At 61.4% G+C, this 15,513-nt stretch carries 15 protein-coding genes; 6 read left to right on the top strand and 9 right to left on the bottom strand.

The features are described 5' to 3' along the window. From KBT70_RS02595 to KBT70_RS02575, 5 genes are all read right to left on the bottom strand, one after another. A partial coding sequence (locus KBT70_RS02595) for a hypothetical protein (protein ID WP_296628433.1) occupies positions 1 to 692 on the bottom strand: 692 nt, incomplete at its 3' end. After that, positions 689 to 1,129 (bottom strand): winged helix DNA-binding protein, encoded by a 441-nt coding sequence (locus KBT70_RS02590; protein WP_296628439.1) that lies wholly within the window; start codon positions 1,127 to 1,129, stop codon positions 689 to 691. The genes KBT70_RS02595 and KBT70_RS02590, both read right to left, overlap by 4 nt. A 56-nt stretch (positions 1,130 to 1,185) precedes the next feature. Beyond that, complete coding sequence (locus KBT70_RS02585; protein WP_296628430.1) at positions 1,186 to 2,490, bottom strand: TRAP transporter large permease subunit; 1,305 nt, start codon at positions 2,488 to 2,490, stop codon at positions 1,186 to 1,188. Beyond that, positions 2,480 to 3,040 carry a TRAP transporter small permease subunit gene (locus KBT70_RS02580; RefSeq protein WP_296628429.1) on the bottom strand — a complete coding sequence of 187 codons (561 nt, stop codon included), beginning with the start codon at positions 3,038 to 3,040 and terminating at the stop codon, positions 2,480 to 2,482. Before KBT70_RS02580 ends, KBT70_RS02585 begins: the two co-directional genes overlap by 11 nt. A gap of 60 nt (positions 3,041 to 3,100) precedes the next feature. Then, positions 3,101 to 4,075, bottom strand: coding sequence for a TRAP transporter substrate-binding protein (locus KBT70_RS02575; RefSeq protein WP_296628426.1), 975 nt, complete (start codon positions 4,073 to 4,075; stop codon positions 3,101 to 3,103). 116 nt (positions 4,076 to 4,191) lie between these two features. On the opposite strand from KBT70_RS02575, the gene KBT70_RS02570 reads away from it, so the two are divergent. Continuing rightward, entirely contained in the window at positions 4,192 to 7,797 is a 3,606-nt protein-coding gene (locus tag KBT70_RS02570; RefSeq protein ID WP_296628424.1) for a hydantoinase B/oxoprolinase family protein, read from the top strand. Between the two features lie 12 nt (positions 7,798 to 7,809). Here the strand turns inward: KBT70_RS02570 and KBT70_RS02565 are convergent, their stop codons facing one another. The 4 genes from KBT70_RS02565 to KBT70_RS02550 are packed head-to-tail and all read right to left on the bottom strand — an operon-like array spanning position 7,810 to position 11,721. Further along, positions 7,810 to 8,541: a proteasome-type protease gene (locus tag KBT70_RS02565; RefSeq protein ID WP_296628422.1), complete on the bottom strand. Its 732-nt coding sequence runs from the start codon at positions 8,539 to 8,541 to the stop codon at positions 7,810 to 7,812. 15 nt (positions 8,542 to 8,556) lie between these two features. After that, complete coding sequence (locus KBT70_RS02560) at positions 8,557 to 9,357, bottom strand: transglutaminase family protein (RefSeq protein ID WP_296628420.1); 801 nt, start codon at positions 9,355 to 9,357, stop codon at positions 8,557 to 8,559. Between the two features lie 3 nt (positions 9,358 to 9,360). Beyond that, positions 9,361 to 10,302 (bottom strand): alpha-E domain-containing protein, encoded by a 942-nt coding sequence (locus tag KBT70_RS02555; RefSeq protein WP_296628418.1) that lies wholly within the window; start codon positions 10,300 to 10,302, stop codon positions 9,361 to 9,363. Positions 10,303 to 10,305: 3 nt separating this feature from the next. After that, positions 10,306 to 11,721, bottom strand: a complete 1,416-nt coding sequence (locus KBT70_RS02550) for a circularly permuted type 2 ATP-grasp protein (RefSeq protein ID WP_296628436.1) — start codon at positions 11,719 to 11,721, stop codon at positions 10,306 to 10,308. A 261-nt stretch (positions 11,722 to 11,982) separates the two neighbouring features. Between KBT70_RS02550 and KBT70_RS02545 the strand changes: the two genes are divergently transcribed. The 5 genes from KBT70_RS02545 to KBT70_RS02525 form a co-directional block, all read left to right on the top strand. Next, positions 11,983 to 12,717: a 2Fe-2S iron-sulfur cluster-binding protein gene (locus tag KBT70_RS02545; protein ID WP_296628415.1), complete on the top strand. Its 735-nt coding sequence runs from the start codon at positions 11,983 to 11,985 to the stop codon at positions 12,715 to 12,717. After that, on the top strand, positions 12,710 to 13,042 hold the full coding sequence (locus KBT70_RS02540) for a succinate dehydrogenase (protein WP_296628413.1): 333 nt from the start codon (positions 12,710 to 12,712) through the stop codon (positions 13,040 to 13,042). Before KBT70_RS02545 ends, KBT70_RS02540 begins: the two co-directional genes overlap by 8 nt. Beyond that, positions 13,039 to 13,380 carry a succinate dehydrogenase, cytochrome b556 subunit gene (gene sdhC, locus KBT70_RS02535; protein WP_296628410.1) on the top strand — a complete coding sequence of 114 codons (342 nt, stop codon included), beginning with the start codon at positions 13,039 to 13,041 and terminating at the stop codon, positions 13,378 to 13,380. The genes KBT70_RS02540 and sdhC overlap by 4 nt, the downstream gene beginning before the upstream one ends. Further along, positions 13,380 to 15,134: an FAD-binding protein gene (locus tag KBT70_RS02530; protein WP_296628408.1), complete on the top strand. Its 1,755-nt coding sequence runs from the start codon at positions 13,380 to 13,382 to the stop codon at positions 15,132 to 15,134. The genes sdhC and KBT70_RS02530 overlap by 1 nt, the downstream gene beginning before the upstream one ends. Continuing rightward, positions 15,131 to 15,513, top strand: a 383-nt coding sequence (locus tag KBT70_RS02525; protein ID WP_296628406.1) for a fumarate hydratase, incomplete at its 3' end; no start/stop codon positions are given. The genes KBT70_RS02530 and KBT70_RS02525, both read left to right, overlap by 4 nt.

Genomic DNA, 15,513 nt, shown 5'->3' with positions numbered 1-15,513 from the left:
ACCAGAACCAGAGTGCGCCACAGCGCCGGACTTGCTGTCAGCAACGCCGGACCAACAGCGGACATCAACCCAACCACGACAACCGCCATGATCCCGGTGATCAGACCTTCAACCGCCCTTTCGCCCTGAAAGGATTGAAAGAAACCAACCCGCCGCCGCAGGATCAGGCCAAGACCGCCCGCCACGGCAATCACCCCAAGCAGCTTGGCCGCGGCGAGAGCCACCACCACAGGGCTGCCGAACACGGGCATCACCCAGAACACGGGTAGAACCGTCAGCGGCAAGAGCATGGTGCCGATGATCAACTGCCGCAGCGCCGGTGCCGGATCGCCACCCACCATCAGGGTCAGCCCCGGACTGCCGGTCAGCGGCGCGGCGGCCAGCACCAAAACCACCCCAATCCCCAGAATGGAGGTGAGCCCGCCCATCACTCCCAAGGCCCCAATGGCCAGCATCGGCAAGACCACCTGCATCGCCAGCGTGATCCCGAGATAGCCGGGCACATCCCCCCAAGCAGGAAAGGCGCGCAGCACATCAACACGCAAGGTGCTCAGAAACAACAGAAAAACAACCATGGGAAAGATCAGGGGCGCCAATGTCTCGGCCAATCTGGGCGCCAGAATACCCACAATCAGGCCCAAAACGAGCAGCAACCGCCCATGCCGCGCAAGCGCATGCAAGAGCGCAATCAAATCGCCGCCGCCCCGCGCGCCGCCTGATCATAGCCACCTGATAGCGCGCGCAGCAGCGCCGCCAACCGCGATAGCTCTGCCGGGTCCACGCCCATCTGTTGTACCGAGCGCACCAACAAGGCCTCGCGTACGCGACCATACTGCGCGCAATAGCCCTGCCCTGCCTCGGTGATGGTGATCGTTTTTTCCTTGCCGCTGCGGCCAGAGCGCACAAGCCTCTGTTTCTCAAGCTTTTTCACAGCGTAATTGACCAGATGCGTATCTTCGATATTGAGCACGAGGCAAATATCGGCAAGGCTCTTGGCGCGTTCCCGGTGATGCACCAGATGCACGATCAGGATTTCCAGCGGGGTCAGCCCCGGCATCCCCGCCGCTGTCATGCAGCGCACCATCCAGCGTTGAAACGCATGGTTTGCCATCGTGAGGGCAAATTCCATTTCCGACAGTTCCGGCAATCCCGAATTCGCCAGATGCGCCGACGAGACGACAGGCCCTAGCGGGCGAGCATTGTCTGGGGAATCCATAGGGCAATCTCCGGAAAGAGTGTCAGAATGGCCGTGGCCAGCACCAAGAGCAGAAAGAACGGAAACGCATAGCGCGCAATCTCGAAAATGCTGCGCCCGGTGATGGATTGCAGCACAAAGAGATTGAACCCCACCGGCGGCGTGATCTGGCTCATCTCCACCACGAGCACAAGGAAAATGCCAAACCAAATCGGATCAATCCCCGCCGCAAGAACCATCGGAAGGATGACCGAGGTGGTCAGAACCACAATGGAAATGCCATCGAGGAACATGCCAAGAATGACAAAGAACACCACAAGCGCCGCAAGGAGCAGATTGGCCGAATAGCCCTGTTCCCCGATCCATGCGGCAAGCGCGCGCGGTATGCCCGTATAGCCCATGGCAACCGTGAGAAAGGCCGCGCCCGCCAGAATAAAGGCGATCATGCAGGTGGTGATCGTTGCCCCGCGCAGCGCCTCCCATGTGCTCTGCCAATCCAGAGAGCCGCCCAAGGCCGAGAGGATCAGCGCACCCAGAACGCCCACGACAGCCGCCTCTGTGGGCGATGCCAATCCTGCATAGATTGACCCGATCACCGCGACAATCAACAGGATCGTCGGCCCCAAGAGCGTAATCGCCCGGAGCTTTTCGCCCCAGGACGTCGCGGGCTCGCGTTCCGGCATGCGGTCCCGGTTCAGCATGGCCCAAATCATCGTATAGCCCGAGAAAAGCACCGCGAGCAGAATTCCCGGCCCGATTCCGGCCAGAAAGAGCCGCGCAATGCTCTGCTCTGTCGCCGCGCCATAGACGATCAGGATGATCGACGGCGGGATGAGAAAGCCGAACGTGCCCGACCCCGCCAGCGTGCCGATGATCATCCGGTCGTCATAGCCGCGTTTCGTCAGTTCCGGCACAGACATGCGCCCAACCGTCGCCGTCGTGGCGGCGGACGAGCCCGAGACAGCGGCAAAGAGCGCGCAGCCAAAGATATTGGCATGGAGCAAGCGCCCCGGCAGCCGCCCGGTCAGCGGGGCAAGACCTGAAAACATGTCCGACGACAGCCGGGAACGAAACAGGATTTCGCCCATCCAGATGAACATCGGCAGCGCCGTCAGGTCCCAGATGTTGAGCGCGCCCCAGACCTTGGTGCCAAACACCAATTCGGCAGGCGCGGAGCTGGCCAGCATCATCGCCACCAGACCCACGGCGATCAACCCGAAGCCAACCCAAAGACCAAGCGCCAGAGCACCAAAGAGCACAGCAACGAGCAGCAGAGAGAGGATTTCAATGCCCATCCTGAATGCCCTTTCCATCCTCGGCCCGTTGAAAAGCGGGATCTGATCCGCTCAGCAGCAGGATCAACTCATCAAGAAGCGCGACCCAGAAGAGCATCAAGCCAAGCACCATCACCGCCTGAGGTATCCAGAGCGGGAATTTCGCCATTCCAAAGGAAACCGCGTTGAACGCCCAGGAATCCAGGGCCTGAACCCCCGCACTATAGAGCGCGAAACCGCAGAGCCCGAGCGCCAGAACAAGAGCCGTCGCAGAGAGCAGGCGCGCAAAGGACGCTGGGACCGAATGGATCAACAGCGTCACCCGCACATGCCCTCCGGCCCGCAGCGTGCCCGCAAGCGCCAAAAAGACCGCGCCGACAAACAGGAAGCCGCCCAATTCCGACAGAGAAGTGATCGCGATGCCCACCGGCTCTTGGCCAAGGGCGATCAGGCTCTTGTCGATCACCCGGCCCGTGACCTGCACCAGAACCAGCAGGGCAATTGCCACCAGCGAGAGGGCAGCAAGCATAAAGCCCGCGCCGTAAATACGATCCAGCAGCCCGCGCAGCATCCGCAGTCTCCCATATGTCAGAGGAAATGTGGCGCGGGGATGAACCCGCGCCCGGTGGGATCAGCGTGCGGTATAGGCCGACAAGATTGCAGCCCCGACATCGCCCGCGCTGGCCCGCCACTCATCGGCCATCGTCTCGCCGATGTCGCGCAGACCCCGCGCAAGGTCTTCCGACGGGGTGGAAACCTGCATCCCGTTTTCCTTGAGGATCGCGATTTTCTCCTCGGTTTCCGCCATCGACATCTGCCAGCCGCGGGCCTCTGCCATGGCCGAAGCCTCGAACAGCGCCTGTTGCTGCGCCTCGCTCAGTGCCTCAAAGGCGCTGGTGTTCACGAAAACCATGTTTTTGGGCAGCCAAGCTTGCGTGTCGATATAGTGGCTCACGAAATCCCAAGCCTGCGAGGACACGCCCGTCGAGGGCGAGGTGATCATCGCCGCGACGCGAGAGGTCGAGAAGGCGGTCGGGATATCCCCGGCCTCTACCGTCGTGGGCACCGCGCCCATCAACTGCGCCAGACGCTCGGTCGCGGTGTTGTAGGCGCGAAAACTGACGCCTTTCATCTGGTCCAGAGAGGTCACTTCTTCGGTGAGATAGAGGCTCTGGCCCGGCCATGGCACAGCGAAAAGCAGCGTCAGCCCCTGTTCCGCCAGCCGCGCCGTCACTTCGTCGCGCGAGGCATCCCAGAGTTTCTTGGCGTCGTCATAGCTTGCTGCCAGAAACGGCACCGAATCGACGCCAAAGACTGCATCCTCATTGGCCAGTTGCGACATCAGGATTTCCCCGATGGGCGCCAGACCTCGGCGCACAGAGTCGCGAATTTCGGGGTGGGCATAGAGCGAACCTGCCGAATGAACGGTGATGGTCAACTCGCCATTGGTCGCGGTCGCGACATCCTTGGCAAATTCCATGATGTTCTGGGTGTGAAAGACCGAATCGCCATAAGGCGTGGGCATATCCCACGCCGTTTGCGCCTGCGCGGCCCCAAAGCTGAGGGCAAACGCCCCCGAGAGGGCAAGTGTGGTAAGGTGCTTCATTGTCGTCTCCCTGATTGAGCGATGTGACCGGTTGTAGCCCCGGTTCAAGGAAAGCTTGACGGATCATTTATAATTTGTCAACAAAATGTAAATGAAGCACAACGGGGATGGATGAGATGAACAAAGTCTGGGATTTCTGGATTGATCGTGGCGGCACATTCACCGACGTCATCGGGCGCAGCCCCGAAGGCGGCATCGAACCGCTCAAGCTTTTGTCTGAGAACCCAGAGGCGTATGACGACGCCGCGATTGAGGGTATCCGCCGTCTCTTGGGCGGCACGATTGACGCTTCCCGCATCGGCACGGTGCGCATGGGCACGACCGTGGCAACCAACGCGCTCTTGGAGCGCAAAGGCGATGCCACGGTTCTCTTGATCACGCGCGGCTTTCGCGACGCGTTGCGCATCGCCTATCAGGCCCGGCCTGATATCTTTGCCAAGGAAATCCTGCTGCCCGAACAGCTCTATTCCCGCGTGATTGAGGTGCCTGAACGCCTGCGCGCTGATGGCACGGTTGAAACTCCGCTCGACCTGACAGCCATCACCAAAGGTCTGACCGAGGCCCGCGCCGCAGGGATTGATGCCGCCGCGATTGTCCTCATGCACGCGTGGAAAAACCCCGCGCACGAACTGGCCCTTGCAGAGGCGGTACGCGATGCAGGATTTGCGCAGGTCTCGGTTAGCCACGAAGTCTCGCCGTTGATCAAGCTGGTAGGGCGCGGCGATACGACCGTGGTCGATGCCTATCTCTCGCCCATCCTGCGCCGCTATGTGGCGCGGGTGGCATCGGCGCTTGGTGCGACGCCGCCGGGCGAACCTGGCCCCACACTGCAATTCATGATGTCTTCGGGGGGCCTCACCGCAGCCGAGCGGTTTCAGGGCAAGGATGCGATTCTCTCCGGCCCTGCCGGGGGTGTCGTCGGCATGGCGCAGACCGCTGCGATTGCCGGGTTTGACAAGGTCATCGGTTTTGACATGGGCGGCACCTCGACCGATGTGGCGCATTACGCGGGCGAATATGAACGTGCCTTTGACACCGAAGTGGCAGGCGTCCGCATCCGCGCGCCGATGATGCGCGTGCATACCGTGGCGGCGGGCGGCGGCTCGATCCTTCATGCCGAACCGGGGCGGTTTCGCGTGGGCCCTGATAGCGCCGGCGCCTATCCCGGCCCCACCTGTTACCGCAATGGCGGGCCGCTGACCGTGACTGACGCCAATGTCATGCTGGGCAAGCTCAACCCCGATTTCTTTCCGCCCATCTTTGGCCCCGGACAGGATCAACCGCTGGATCGTGATACCGTTTCGGCGCGCTTTGCGACAATCGCAGCAGAGGCGGGCGACGGCAAATCGCCCGAAGAAGTGGCCGAAGGCTTTGTGCGCATCGCTGTGGAGAACATGGCCAACGCGGTCAAGAAAATCTCGGTTCAGCGCGGCTATGATGTGACCCGCTATCTCTTGAATTCCTTTGGTGGCGCAGGGGGTCAACATGCCTGCCTTGTGGCTGACGCTTTGGGCATGGAAAAGGTTCTGATCCATCCGCTTTCTGGCCTTTTGTCGGCCTATGGCATCGGGCTGGCGCGCGTGAGCGCGTCGCGGCAACAAATGGTGGTGGAGCCGCTGGAGGACGGCAGCGATAATGTCATCACCGCTGTGCTTGACGATCTGACCGCGCAGGTCATGCAGGAAATGCAGGCCCAAGGCATAACCGATGCCGAAACCCGTCCGCGGCTCTATCTGCGCTATGATGGCACCGATACCGCCCTGCCCGTGGCCTATGACACCCCGGCGCAGGCGCGCGCCGAATTCGAGGCGGCGCATTTGGCGCAGTTTGGATTTACCACGCCCGACAAGCGCGTGATCATCGACAGCGCCGAGGTTGAGGCGACCGATACCGCCATCCCCGCAGCGCCCGAGAGTGAGGCGGCCCGCCATTTGGTAGAGGCGCAGACCGATACGCGCACGCAGCTTTTTTGCAATGGTGATTGGACGCCCGCGGGGGTGTTCCGCCGCGCCGGCCTTGCCCCCGGCAATAGCGTCACCGGCCCTGCCCTGATCATCGAGGACAATCAGACCATCGTGGTGGAGCCCGGTTGGCGGGCCGAGATTACGGCCCATGACCATGTGCTCTTGTCGCGCCACGAACGGATGGCGCGCGATATGGCCATTGGCACAGAGCAGGCCGATCCGATTCTGCTTGAAGTCTTCAACAACCTCTTCATGTCGATCGCCGAACAGATGGGCGTGACCCTGCAAAACACCGCACAGTCGGTCAACATCAAGGAAAGGCTTGATTTTTCCTGCGCGGTCTTTGACGCCACGGGTGCTTTGGTGGCCAATGCCCCGCATATGCCGGTGCACCTCGGCTCCATGGATCGCAGCGTCGAGACGATCATTCGCCTGAATGAAGGCGATATTCACCCCGGTGATGTTTTTGCCCTCAACGCGCCCTATAATGGCGGCACGCATTTGCCCGATATTACCGTTGTCACGCCGGTCTTTGACGCGGACGGTCAAACCATCCTCTTCTGGGTCGCGTCACGCGGACATCATGCCGATGTCGGCGGGACGGCCCCCGGCTCGATGACGCCGCTGGCCACTACGGTGGATGAAGAAGGCGTCTTGATCGACAACCTCAGGCTGGTGGAACAAGGACAATTCCGCGAGGACGCCTTGCGCGCGATCCTCGGGGATCACCCCTACCCCTGCCGCAACATCGACATGAACGTGGCTGACCTCAAGGCGCAGATCGCCGCCAACGCGCGCGGGATCAACGAACTCCGCAAGATGGTCGCCAACTTCGGCCTCGACGTGGTTCAGGCCTATATGGGCCATGTTCAGGACAACGCCGCCGAGGCGGTCGCGCGGGTTCTGGAAAAGCTGTCGGACGGTTCCTATGACTATGAAACCGACACAGGACAGGTGATCCGGGTCAAGATCACCGTCGACCGCGCCGCACGCGAAGCGACGGTGGATTTCACGGGCACATCCGAGGTGCGCAAGAACAACTTCAACGCGCCTGAACCCGTGACGCGCGCCGCTGTGCTTTATGTTTTCCGTGTGATGGTCGAGGCGCCGATTCCCATGAACGCAGGCTGCTTGCGCCCAATCCGGATCATTGTGCCCGAGGGGTCCATGCTCTCGCCCCGCTATCCGGCGGCGGTGGTGGCGGGCAACGTGGAAACCTCGCAGCATGTGACCAACGCGCTCTTTGGCGCGATGGGGGCCATGGCCAACAGTCAGGGCACGATGAACAACCTGACCTTTGGCAATGACGAGTTTCAGTATTACGAAACCATCTGCTCTGGCTCGCCCGCCGGTCAGTTCAACGATGGGCGGCGGTTCCCCGGCACTTCGGGTGTGCATGTGCATATGACCAACTCGCGGCTGACCGATCCGGAGATCCTCGAACTGCGCTTTCCGGTGCTGCTCGAGAATTTCGCCCTGCGTCCGGGGTCTGGTGGCCAAGGGGCGGTCAACGCTGGCGATGGCACGATCCGAACCCTACGGTTTCTCACCCGGATGGATTGCGCGATCCTCTCGTCGCACCGCAACCGTCCACCGAAGGGCGGCGCCGGCGGCGGTGCAGGCGAGGCGGGCCGAACCGAAGTGCGCCGCCTCTCAGGCACAGTCGAGGTGCTGAACGCCTGCGATCAGACGGTGCTGGAGGCAGGCGAGGCCGTGACCGTGATCACGCCAACAGCGGGGGGGTTTGGCCGGGGTTGACCCCGGCCGCCCTCAAATCTCGGGGTTTGGCAGGCTCTCGAACGCGCGTTTGAGGGCATCGCCCCAGCCATCCGAGATGGTGCGGAAATAGGGATCATCCGCCTCGATGCGGTGCACAGGGGGCAAGCGCATGCTGTCTGCCTCATAGATGCACATATCAAGAGGCAAGCCGACCGACAAATTGGCCTTGATGGTCGAGTCAAAGCTGACCAGCAACAGCTTCATCGCATCGGCAAAGCTCATGCTCGACTCATAGGCGCGCACCAGAATTGGGCGGCCATATTTGGTCTCGCCAATCTGGAAAAACGGCGTCTCGCCGCTGGCTTCGATGAAATTGCCCTCAGGGTAGATGAGGAACAGGCGGGGCGGACCACCCTTGATCTGGCCGCCAAGGATCATCGTGGCGTTGAATGTGCTGTCCGCGCGCTGCCCGGTGCTGGCGTGGGTTTCGATCACATCGCGCAGTGTGCCCGCCACCAGCCGCGCGGCCTGAAACATCGACGGCACCGACAGGATGGTTGGATCGCGCTCGTCATGCGCCTTGGTGCGTTCTTCGAGAAGGCTGATAACGGCCTGAGTGGTTGCCAGATTTCCCGCCGTCAACAGCACCATCGCCCGCTCGCCGGGCAACTGCCAACTGTGCAGCTTGCGAAAGGTCGAGATATTGTCGAGCCCCGCATTGGTGCGGGTGTCAGACATAAAGACGATGCCGCGATCAAGGCACAAGCCCACGCAATAGGTCACGTCTGAAACCCTCTGTCACTGTTGCTGCGTCACCTGCAGCGTCACATCCATGTTCTCGGTCGCCATCCCGTAGCGATGCCCGGAAATTGGCGCGGCCTCGGTATAGTCCAGCCCCGTCGCCACCCGCACATAGCGCGTATCGGGCGAAATGGCGTTCGATACATCAAACCCGACCCAACCCAGACCCTCGACATGGGCTTCTGCCCAGGCATGGGTCGCGCTCTGCTCGTCCTGGCCGTCCATACGCAGATAGCCTGAAACATACCGCGCCGGAAGACCCATTGCGCGCGCGCAGGCAATGAAAACATGCGCGTGATCCTGACAAACACCATGACCGGCGGCCAGTGCATCCTCTGCTGTCCACGCAATCTCGGATTTCCCGGTTTCATAGGCAATGGCGGCATGCACTCGCGCCGACAGATCATGAAGCCGCGCCAGATCACTATCGCCCTCGACGCTGCGCAGGATCTCGCGACAGCCCTTGCCGGCGCGGGTATGCTCTGTGGGGCGCTGGAACAGCCATAGCGGTGCCATACCCTCATGCGGACCAACGATCCCGGCCGTATCGGTCATTTCCACCACGCCCTCCGAGCGGATGATCAATTCGGTGACATCGGGATCAAAGCTGAACATCACCACGTGATTGCGGTGGTGATCGGTGAATTCGGCCTGTTTCGTGGCCCCCTCGACGGTCACGGACCACGTGACGAGCCGCTGCCCGCGCGTCGGCTTGGGATAGAGCCGGAGCTGTTGCACGCCATAAGGGACCGGCGCGGAATAGGTGTAATGGGTGAGGTGTTTTATGGCGAGGTGCATGGGCTATCCGTAAAACCTGTAATCAATCTCGATCTGGTGGCTGAGTTTGCCCAGATGGCCAAGAACCTCCTGCACATATTCGTGTAACCCATAATCAAAGATCGCGGCGACATCATGGCTCAAGAACCGGCGACAGAGCGTGTCGGCCTGATGGTGGCACGGCAGACGCAGATCATAGTCCGTTGCGAGATAGTGCAGGTTGTCGCGCAGTTTGCCGCAGCAGAAATTCAGACTGCGCGGCATACGCTTGTCGAGGATCAGGAATTGCGCGATGCCCATCGGTGTTACGTCCGGACCGATGGTCAGGCGATACCCCCCCTCGCCACTCACAGAGCGCAGGATCGTGTCCCATTGCACATTGTCCAGCCGCGAACCGACCGCCGCCGCCGAGGGCAGCAGCACGTAGTATTTCACGTCGAGAATCCGCGCGGTGTTGTCGGCGCGCTCGATGAAGGTGCCGATGCGAATGAAATCATAGATCTCGTTGCGCAGCATGGTCCCAAGGATCGCACCGCGCACCAGCGCGTTGCGTTCGCGGATCAGCGACAGAACCTTGGGCAGATCGCGCGTCGCCACCTTGCGGGCAAGAGCGACCTTGAGCAGCATCCAAAAGGAATTGACCGCCTCCCACGCCTCATGCGTCAGGGCCGTGCGTACCAGCCGTGCATTGTGCCGCGCCTGTGTGACGACCGCCATCACAGAGGATGGATTGTCAGGATCGCGCAACATCCAGTCGATCGCCAGTTCGGGCAAGACCTCGGCATGTTTCTGTTGATAGCCATAGGCCACCGCTGCGGCCTGCAAGACCGAGAGCCAGTCATCCGCACCGCTCCCTGCGCGCGTCAGCGCGATGCGCTGACCGGTCTCGATCATCCGCGATGTATTTTCGGCGCGCTCCAGCAGGCGCGCCATCCAGAACAGACCTCCGGCGGTTTTTCCCAGCATCCTTTAGTCCTCCAGCACCCAAGTGTCCTTGGTGCCGCCACCTTGGGACGAATTCACCACCAGCGATCCCTTTTTCATCGCCACCCGCGTCAGGCCGCCGGGGGTCACGTTGATCCCCTCGGGCGACATCAGCACAAAGGGCCGCAGATCGACATGCCGCGGTGCCAGTCCCGACTTGGTAAACACCGGCACGGTCGAGAGGCTGAGCGTGGGTTGTGCGATGTAATTGCCGGGCCGGGCGCGCAGCTTGCGCTCGAACTCCTTGAGCTCCTTCTTGCTCGCAGCGGGGCCGATCAGCATGCCATAGCCTCCCGATCCATGCACCTCTTTGACCACCAGTTCCGACAGATGCGCCAGCACGTAATCAAGGCTCTCTTTTTCATTGCAGCGCCACGTCGGCACGTTCTGCAGAATGGGTCGCTCGCCAGTGTAGAACTCGACGATCTCGGGCATGTAGCTATAGATCGCCTTATCATCGGAAATGCCGGTGCCGGGGGCATTGGCGATGGTGATGCCGCCCGCGCGGTAGACATCCATGATCCCCGGCACGCCAAGCGCGCTCTCGGGGTTGAAGTTGAGCGGGTCGAGGAAATCGTCATCCACCCGGCGATAGAGCACATCAATCGGCTGATACCCGCGAGTCGTGCGCATGGCGACACGCCCGTCCACAATCCGCAGGTCATGCCCCTCGACCAGTTCGACGCCCATTTTGTCAGCCAGAAAAGCATGTTCGTAATAGGCCGAATTAAAAATACCGGGGGTCAGAACCGCCACAGTCGGTGTGCCTTCACAGGCTGCGGGCGCCGAGGCTGCAAGTGAACGGCGCAGGTTGCGCGGATAATCCGACACCGGGCGCACCTGATTGCGGCTGAAAAGCTCTGGAAACATCCGCAGCATGGTTTCGCGGTTTTCCAGCATATAGCTGACACCCGACGGGGTGCGCGCGTTATCCTCGAGCACAAAGAAATCGTCCGGCCCCGTGCGCACAAGGTCGATGCCGGTGATATGGGTATAAACGCCGCCGGGCGGCATCATCCCGATCATCTGAGGCAGAAACGCCACGTTGTTCGAGATCATCTCTTGCGGCAAGCGCCCGGCGCGCAGAATTTCCTGCCGGTGATAGATGTCATGCAAGAACGCATTGATCGCGCGCACGCGCTGCTCGATGCCGCGTTCCAGCCGCTGCCACTCCCGCCCCGAGATGATGCGCGGAATGATGTCGAACGGGATCAGACGCTCTTCGGCCTCTGACCGCCCATAGACATTGAAGGTAATCCCCGTGAGGCGAAAGAGATCCTCCGCCTCACGACTTTTGGCACGCAGGCGAGCGGCATCTTCCTCGCTCAGCCAGGCGTCGAATTTGGCATATGGGCCACGAATCTGCCCGTTCTGCCCCTGCATTTCATCGAACATATCCATAGGATCATGCTTTCCCTGTCCGGGGGCCTGTGCAATCGAAATTGTTGCGACAAGCCGGTCCCGATGCGGTTTCATGCCCGCTTATCCCTCAGTCATGCACAAATTTTAGGCCTTGGCAAAGAGTTGTCTTGGAATGCGCTCCGTTGGCCTTAGAATATACGATATCAAAGCTTACATAAAACATTAGAATTTATTCCTTTTTGTTAGTAAAACTGAACATTATAAACGGTGTTACAGCCATCAAATCAGCCAGAGGATGCCGTGACCCGAACGCCCGAGATGTTGCACGTCACCGTTCAGCGCGGCACGGCACAAGACACGCGCAAACAGCGCTTTGACGTTCCTGCGCGGGAAAATCAGACGGTGCTCGACGTGGTTAGCTGGATTCAGCAAGAGGCCGATCCGACGCTCAGCTATCGCTTTGCCTGTCGCGTGGGCATGTGCGGCTCTTGCGCCATGATGGTCAACGGTGTGCCGCGCTGGACATGCCGCACCCACGTCAGCCGCGTTGCAAGCGATGGGCGGCTGGACATCGCGCCCCTGCGCAACCTTCCGGTGATCAAGGATCTGGCGACGGACATGGACCCGTTCTTTGACAAATGGGTCGCCGCCGAGGCGCGGCATCACCCGACACGCGGACGGCTGGAAGAGTTTGACCCGATCAAGCCGGACGCGCCAGACCGGGCCGAGGCCAATCTTGGCATCGAATGTATCAACTGCGGCATCTGCTACGCCGCCTGTGACACCGTGGCAGGCAACCCTGATTATCTGGGACCCGCCGCATTGCAACGCGCCTGGACCCTGCTCAACGACAGTCGTGATGCAGACCGGCCCGGTATTCTGGCGGCGGTTTCGGGCAAGGGGGGCTGTCATAACTGTCACTCGATGGGCAGTTGCGCGCAATATTGCCCCAACGGTTTGAACCCGATGCGCGCGATTGCGGGGTTAAAGCGGGAAACGGTCAGGGCAGCCTTGCGGGGGAAACGCGATGCTTGATCTGCGGCTCTACATGGCGCAACGCCTGAGCGCGCTGGTGATGGCGCCGTTGGTCCTTGGGCATATCGCGGTGATGATCTACGCCATTCAGGGCGGGCTCAGCACGGCAGAGATCCTTGGCCGCACCCAAGGTAGCCTCCTGTGGTTTCTGTTTTACGGCACCTTTGTTATTGCGGTCTCCATCCATGCCGCAATCGGTCTGCGCGTCATTGCGCATGAGTGGTTGCGCCTGAGGGGCGTCGCACTTGCAGTGCTGTCATGGGGCATCTGCGCGGCCCTCGTCACCCTTGGCCTCAGCGCCGTCTTTGCGGTGACGCTGCCATGAAACAGCCGCCCCGCTCGCACCCGCTCTGGCTTGCCTTTGTGCTGCACCGCGTTTCTGGTCTGGCGCTTGCGCTCTTTCTTCCTGCGCATTTCTGGCTCTTGTCGCAGGCGATTACCGCACCTGCGCGGCTTGATGGCTTTCTCGCTTTCGCCGAAAATCCGCTGGTCAAGATTGCTGAATTCGGCCTCGTCTTTCTGCTCGCCGTCCATATGTTCGGTGGCCTGCGCCTGATGGCGCTAGAATTTCTGCCATGGTCCGACCGTCAGAAAACGCTGGCGGCGGGGGCGGTCGGCGCTGCGCTCTTCCTGTCCGGCACGTTTTTCCTGAGGGCGATCTGATGACCCATATCGACCGGCATGACACGGATATTCTTATCATCGGCACAGGCGGCGCGGGCCTCTTTGCCGCGCTCCACGCGCAACAATCCGCACCGGCGGGCACGCGGATCACCATTGCGGTCAAGGGTCTCATTGGCAAATGCGGCTGCACCCGCATGGTGCAGGGCGGCTATAACGTGGCGCTGGGCGGCGGGGACAGCGTCGAGCGGCATTTCATGGACACCATAAAGGGCGGCAAATGGCTGCCTAATCAGGATATGGCGTGGAAGCTCTGCGAACAGGCGGTGGTGCGTATCCACGAGCTAGAGAACGAAATCGGCTGTTTCTTCGACCGCAACCCCGATGGCACGCTGCATCAAAAGGCCTTTGCCGGGCAGACCGCTGACCGCACGGTCCACAAGGGCGACCTGACCGGCATCGAGATCATCAGCCGCTTGATGGAGCAGGTTCTGGCGCGTCCCGTCGAGAAACTCCAAGAACACCGCGCGATTGGCCTGATCCCGACGCGCGACGGTAGCGCGCTCGCGGGCGTGCTCTTCATCGACATGCGCACAGGCGGCTTTCGTCTGGTGCGGGCCAAGACGGTGCTGATGGCCACCGGCGGCGGGCCGACCATGTACAAATACAACACCCCCTCGGGTGACAAGACGATGGATGGTCTTGCCATGGCGCTGCGCGCAGGGCTTGAGCTGCGCGATATGGAAATGGTGCAGTTCCATCCCACCGGCCTCTTGGCGGGGGACCATACGCGGATGACCGGCACCGTGCTGGAAGAGGGGCTGCGTGGCGCGGGCGGTCAATTACTCAACGGCGCGGAAAACCGCTTCATGTTCGACTATGACCCCAAGGGCGAGCGTGCGACACGTGATGTGGTCAGCCGCGCCATCTATGCCGAAATGCGCAAGAACAATACCTCGGCGAATGGCGGCGTGTTCATCTCCATGGCCCATCTTGGCCCTGACACCGTGCGTGCAAAATTCCCCGGCATGGTCAAACGCTGCGCCGATAGCGGATTTGACCTCGCGGGCGGTCTGGTCGAGGTGGTGCCAACCGCGCATTACTTCATGGGCGGTGTGGTGGTCGATCCCGATACCCGCACCGCGATGGAAGGGCTCTATGTGGCGGGCGAGGATGCTGGCGGCGCGCATGGCTCGAACCGTTTGGGCGGCAATGGTGTGGCCAATTCCACCGTCTATGGTGGCGTTGCGGGTGATGTGATGGGCGCGGATATCCGCAGCATGGGCGCGCTGCGCGATCCCTGTCCCAACGCGTTGCAGGCGGAGATTGACCGTGCCCTGCATCCCCTCACGCGCCAGCCCGCGCCGGTCCATCCGCTGCGTCATGCGCTGCAAGAGGCGATGTGGGAGGATGTCGGCGTCATGCGCACCGCTACGGGCCTGGAGCGTGGTTTGACCCGCGTGGCCGAGGTTTCCGATGCGCTGATGACTGTCGGCGTCGCGGGTGATAATCTTGCCTTCAACCTCACTTGGCACGATTGGCTCAACCTTCGCTCGCTCTGCGACGTGTCCGAGGCGATCACGCTGGCGGGCCTTGCGCGCGAAAACTCGCGCGGCGCGCATTACCGCGAGGATTTCCTGGACGAAGGTGATCTTGACGCTTCTTACTACACGGTGATCACCCAAAAGGGTGGCGATCTGACCGTCCGCCGCGATCCGGTGCAATTCACCATCATCCGCCCCGGCGAGACACTCCTGCCCGAGAGCGAACCCGAAACATTGGTGGCCGCACAATGATCTCTATAGACCTCATCCAGAACACCGCCGAAATCTTGATGGACAAGGCGGCCATTGAAATCCCCGAGGATTACCTGACCGGCCTTGAGGCTGCGGCGGAAACTGAGGATGGGGACCTCTCGTCCTTTGTCCTTCAGGCGATGCTCGAGAATTACAAGGCCGCCAAAGAGGACCGCCGCGCGATGTGCGGCGATACGGGCTGTCCGCGCTGGTATGTGAAAATGGGCAACGAAGCCCGGATCGAAGGCGGGCCGGTCGCGCTCGAATCCGCGCTGCGCCGGGCCACGGCCAAGGCGACCTATGACGTGCCTCTACGCCCCAACCGCGTGCATCCGCTCTGGCGCACCGACCACAACAACAACGTCGGCATCGGCGCGCC

It is taken from the genome of Roseovarius sp., from assembly GCF_018066915.1.
Lineage (GTDB): Bacteria > Pseudomonadota > Alphaproteobacteria > Rhodobacterales > Rhodobacteraceae > Roseovarius.
Note: the sequence above shows the minus strand (reverse complement) of the source record. Positions and strands in the feature narration are given on the sequence as shown.

What these genes read in the sequence shown, in the direction of transcription:
- KBT70_RS02590 (WP_296628439.1), bottom strand. Translation starts at nt 1,129, where the DNA reads ATGGAATTTGCCCTCACGATGGCAAACCATGCGTTTCAACGCTGGATG.
- KBT70_RS02585 (WP_296628430.1), bottom strand. Translation starts at nt 2,490, where the DNA reads ATGGGCATTGAAATCCTCTCTCTGCTGCTCGTTGCTGTGCTCTTTGGT.
- KBT70_RS02580 (WP_296628429.1), bottom strand. Translation starts at nt 3,040, where the DNA reads ATGCTGCGCGGGCTGCTGGATCGTATTTACGGCGCGGGCTTTATGCTT.
- KBT70_RS02575 (WP_296628426.1), bottom strand. Translation starts at nt 4,075, where the DNA reads ATGAAGCACCTTACCACACTTGCCCTCTCGGGGGCGTTTGCCCTCAGC.
- KBT70_RS02570 (WP_296628424.1), top strand. Translation starts at nt 4,192, where the DNA reads ATGAACAAAGTCTGGGATTTCTGGATTGATCGTGGCGGCACATTCACC.
- KBT70_RS02560 (WP_296628420.1), bottom strand. Translation starts at nt 9,357, where the DNA reads ATGCACCTCGCCATAAAACACCTCACCCATTACACCTATTCCGCGCCG.
- KBT70_RS02555 (WP_296628418.1), bottom strand. Translation starts at nt 10,302, where the DNA reads ATGCTGGGAAAAACCGCCGGAGGTCTGTTCTGGATGGCGCGCCTGCTG.
- KBT70_RS02550 (WP_296628436.1), bottom strand. Translation starts at nt 11,721, where the DNA reads ATGGATATGTTCGATGAAATGCAGGGGCAGAACGGGCAGATTCGTGGC.
- KBT70_RS02540 (WP_296628413.1), top strand. Translation starts at nt 12,710, where the DNA reads ATGCTTGATCTGCGGCTCTACATGGCGCAACGCCTGAGCGCGCTGGTG.
- sdhC (WP_296628410.1), top strand. Translation starts at nt 13,039, where the DNA reads ATGAAACAGCCGCCCCGCTCGCACCCGCTCTGGCTTGCCTTTGTGCTG.
- KBT70_RS02530 (WP_296628408.1), top strand. Translation starts at nt 13,380, where the DNA reads ATGACCCATATCGACCGGCATGACACGGATATTCTTATCATCGGCACA.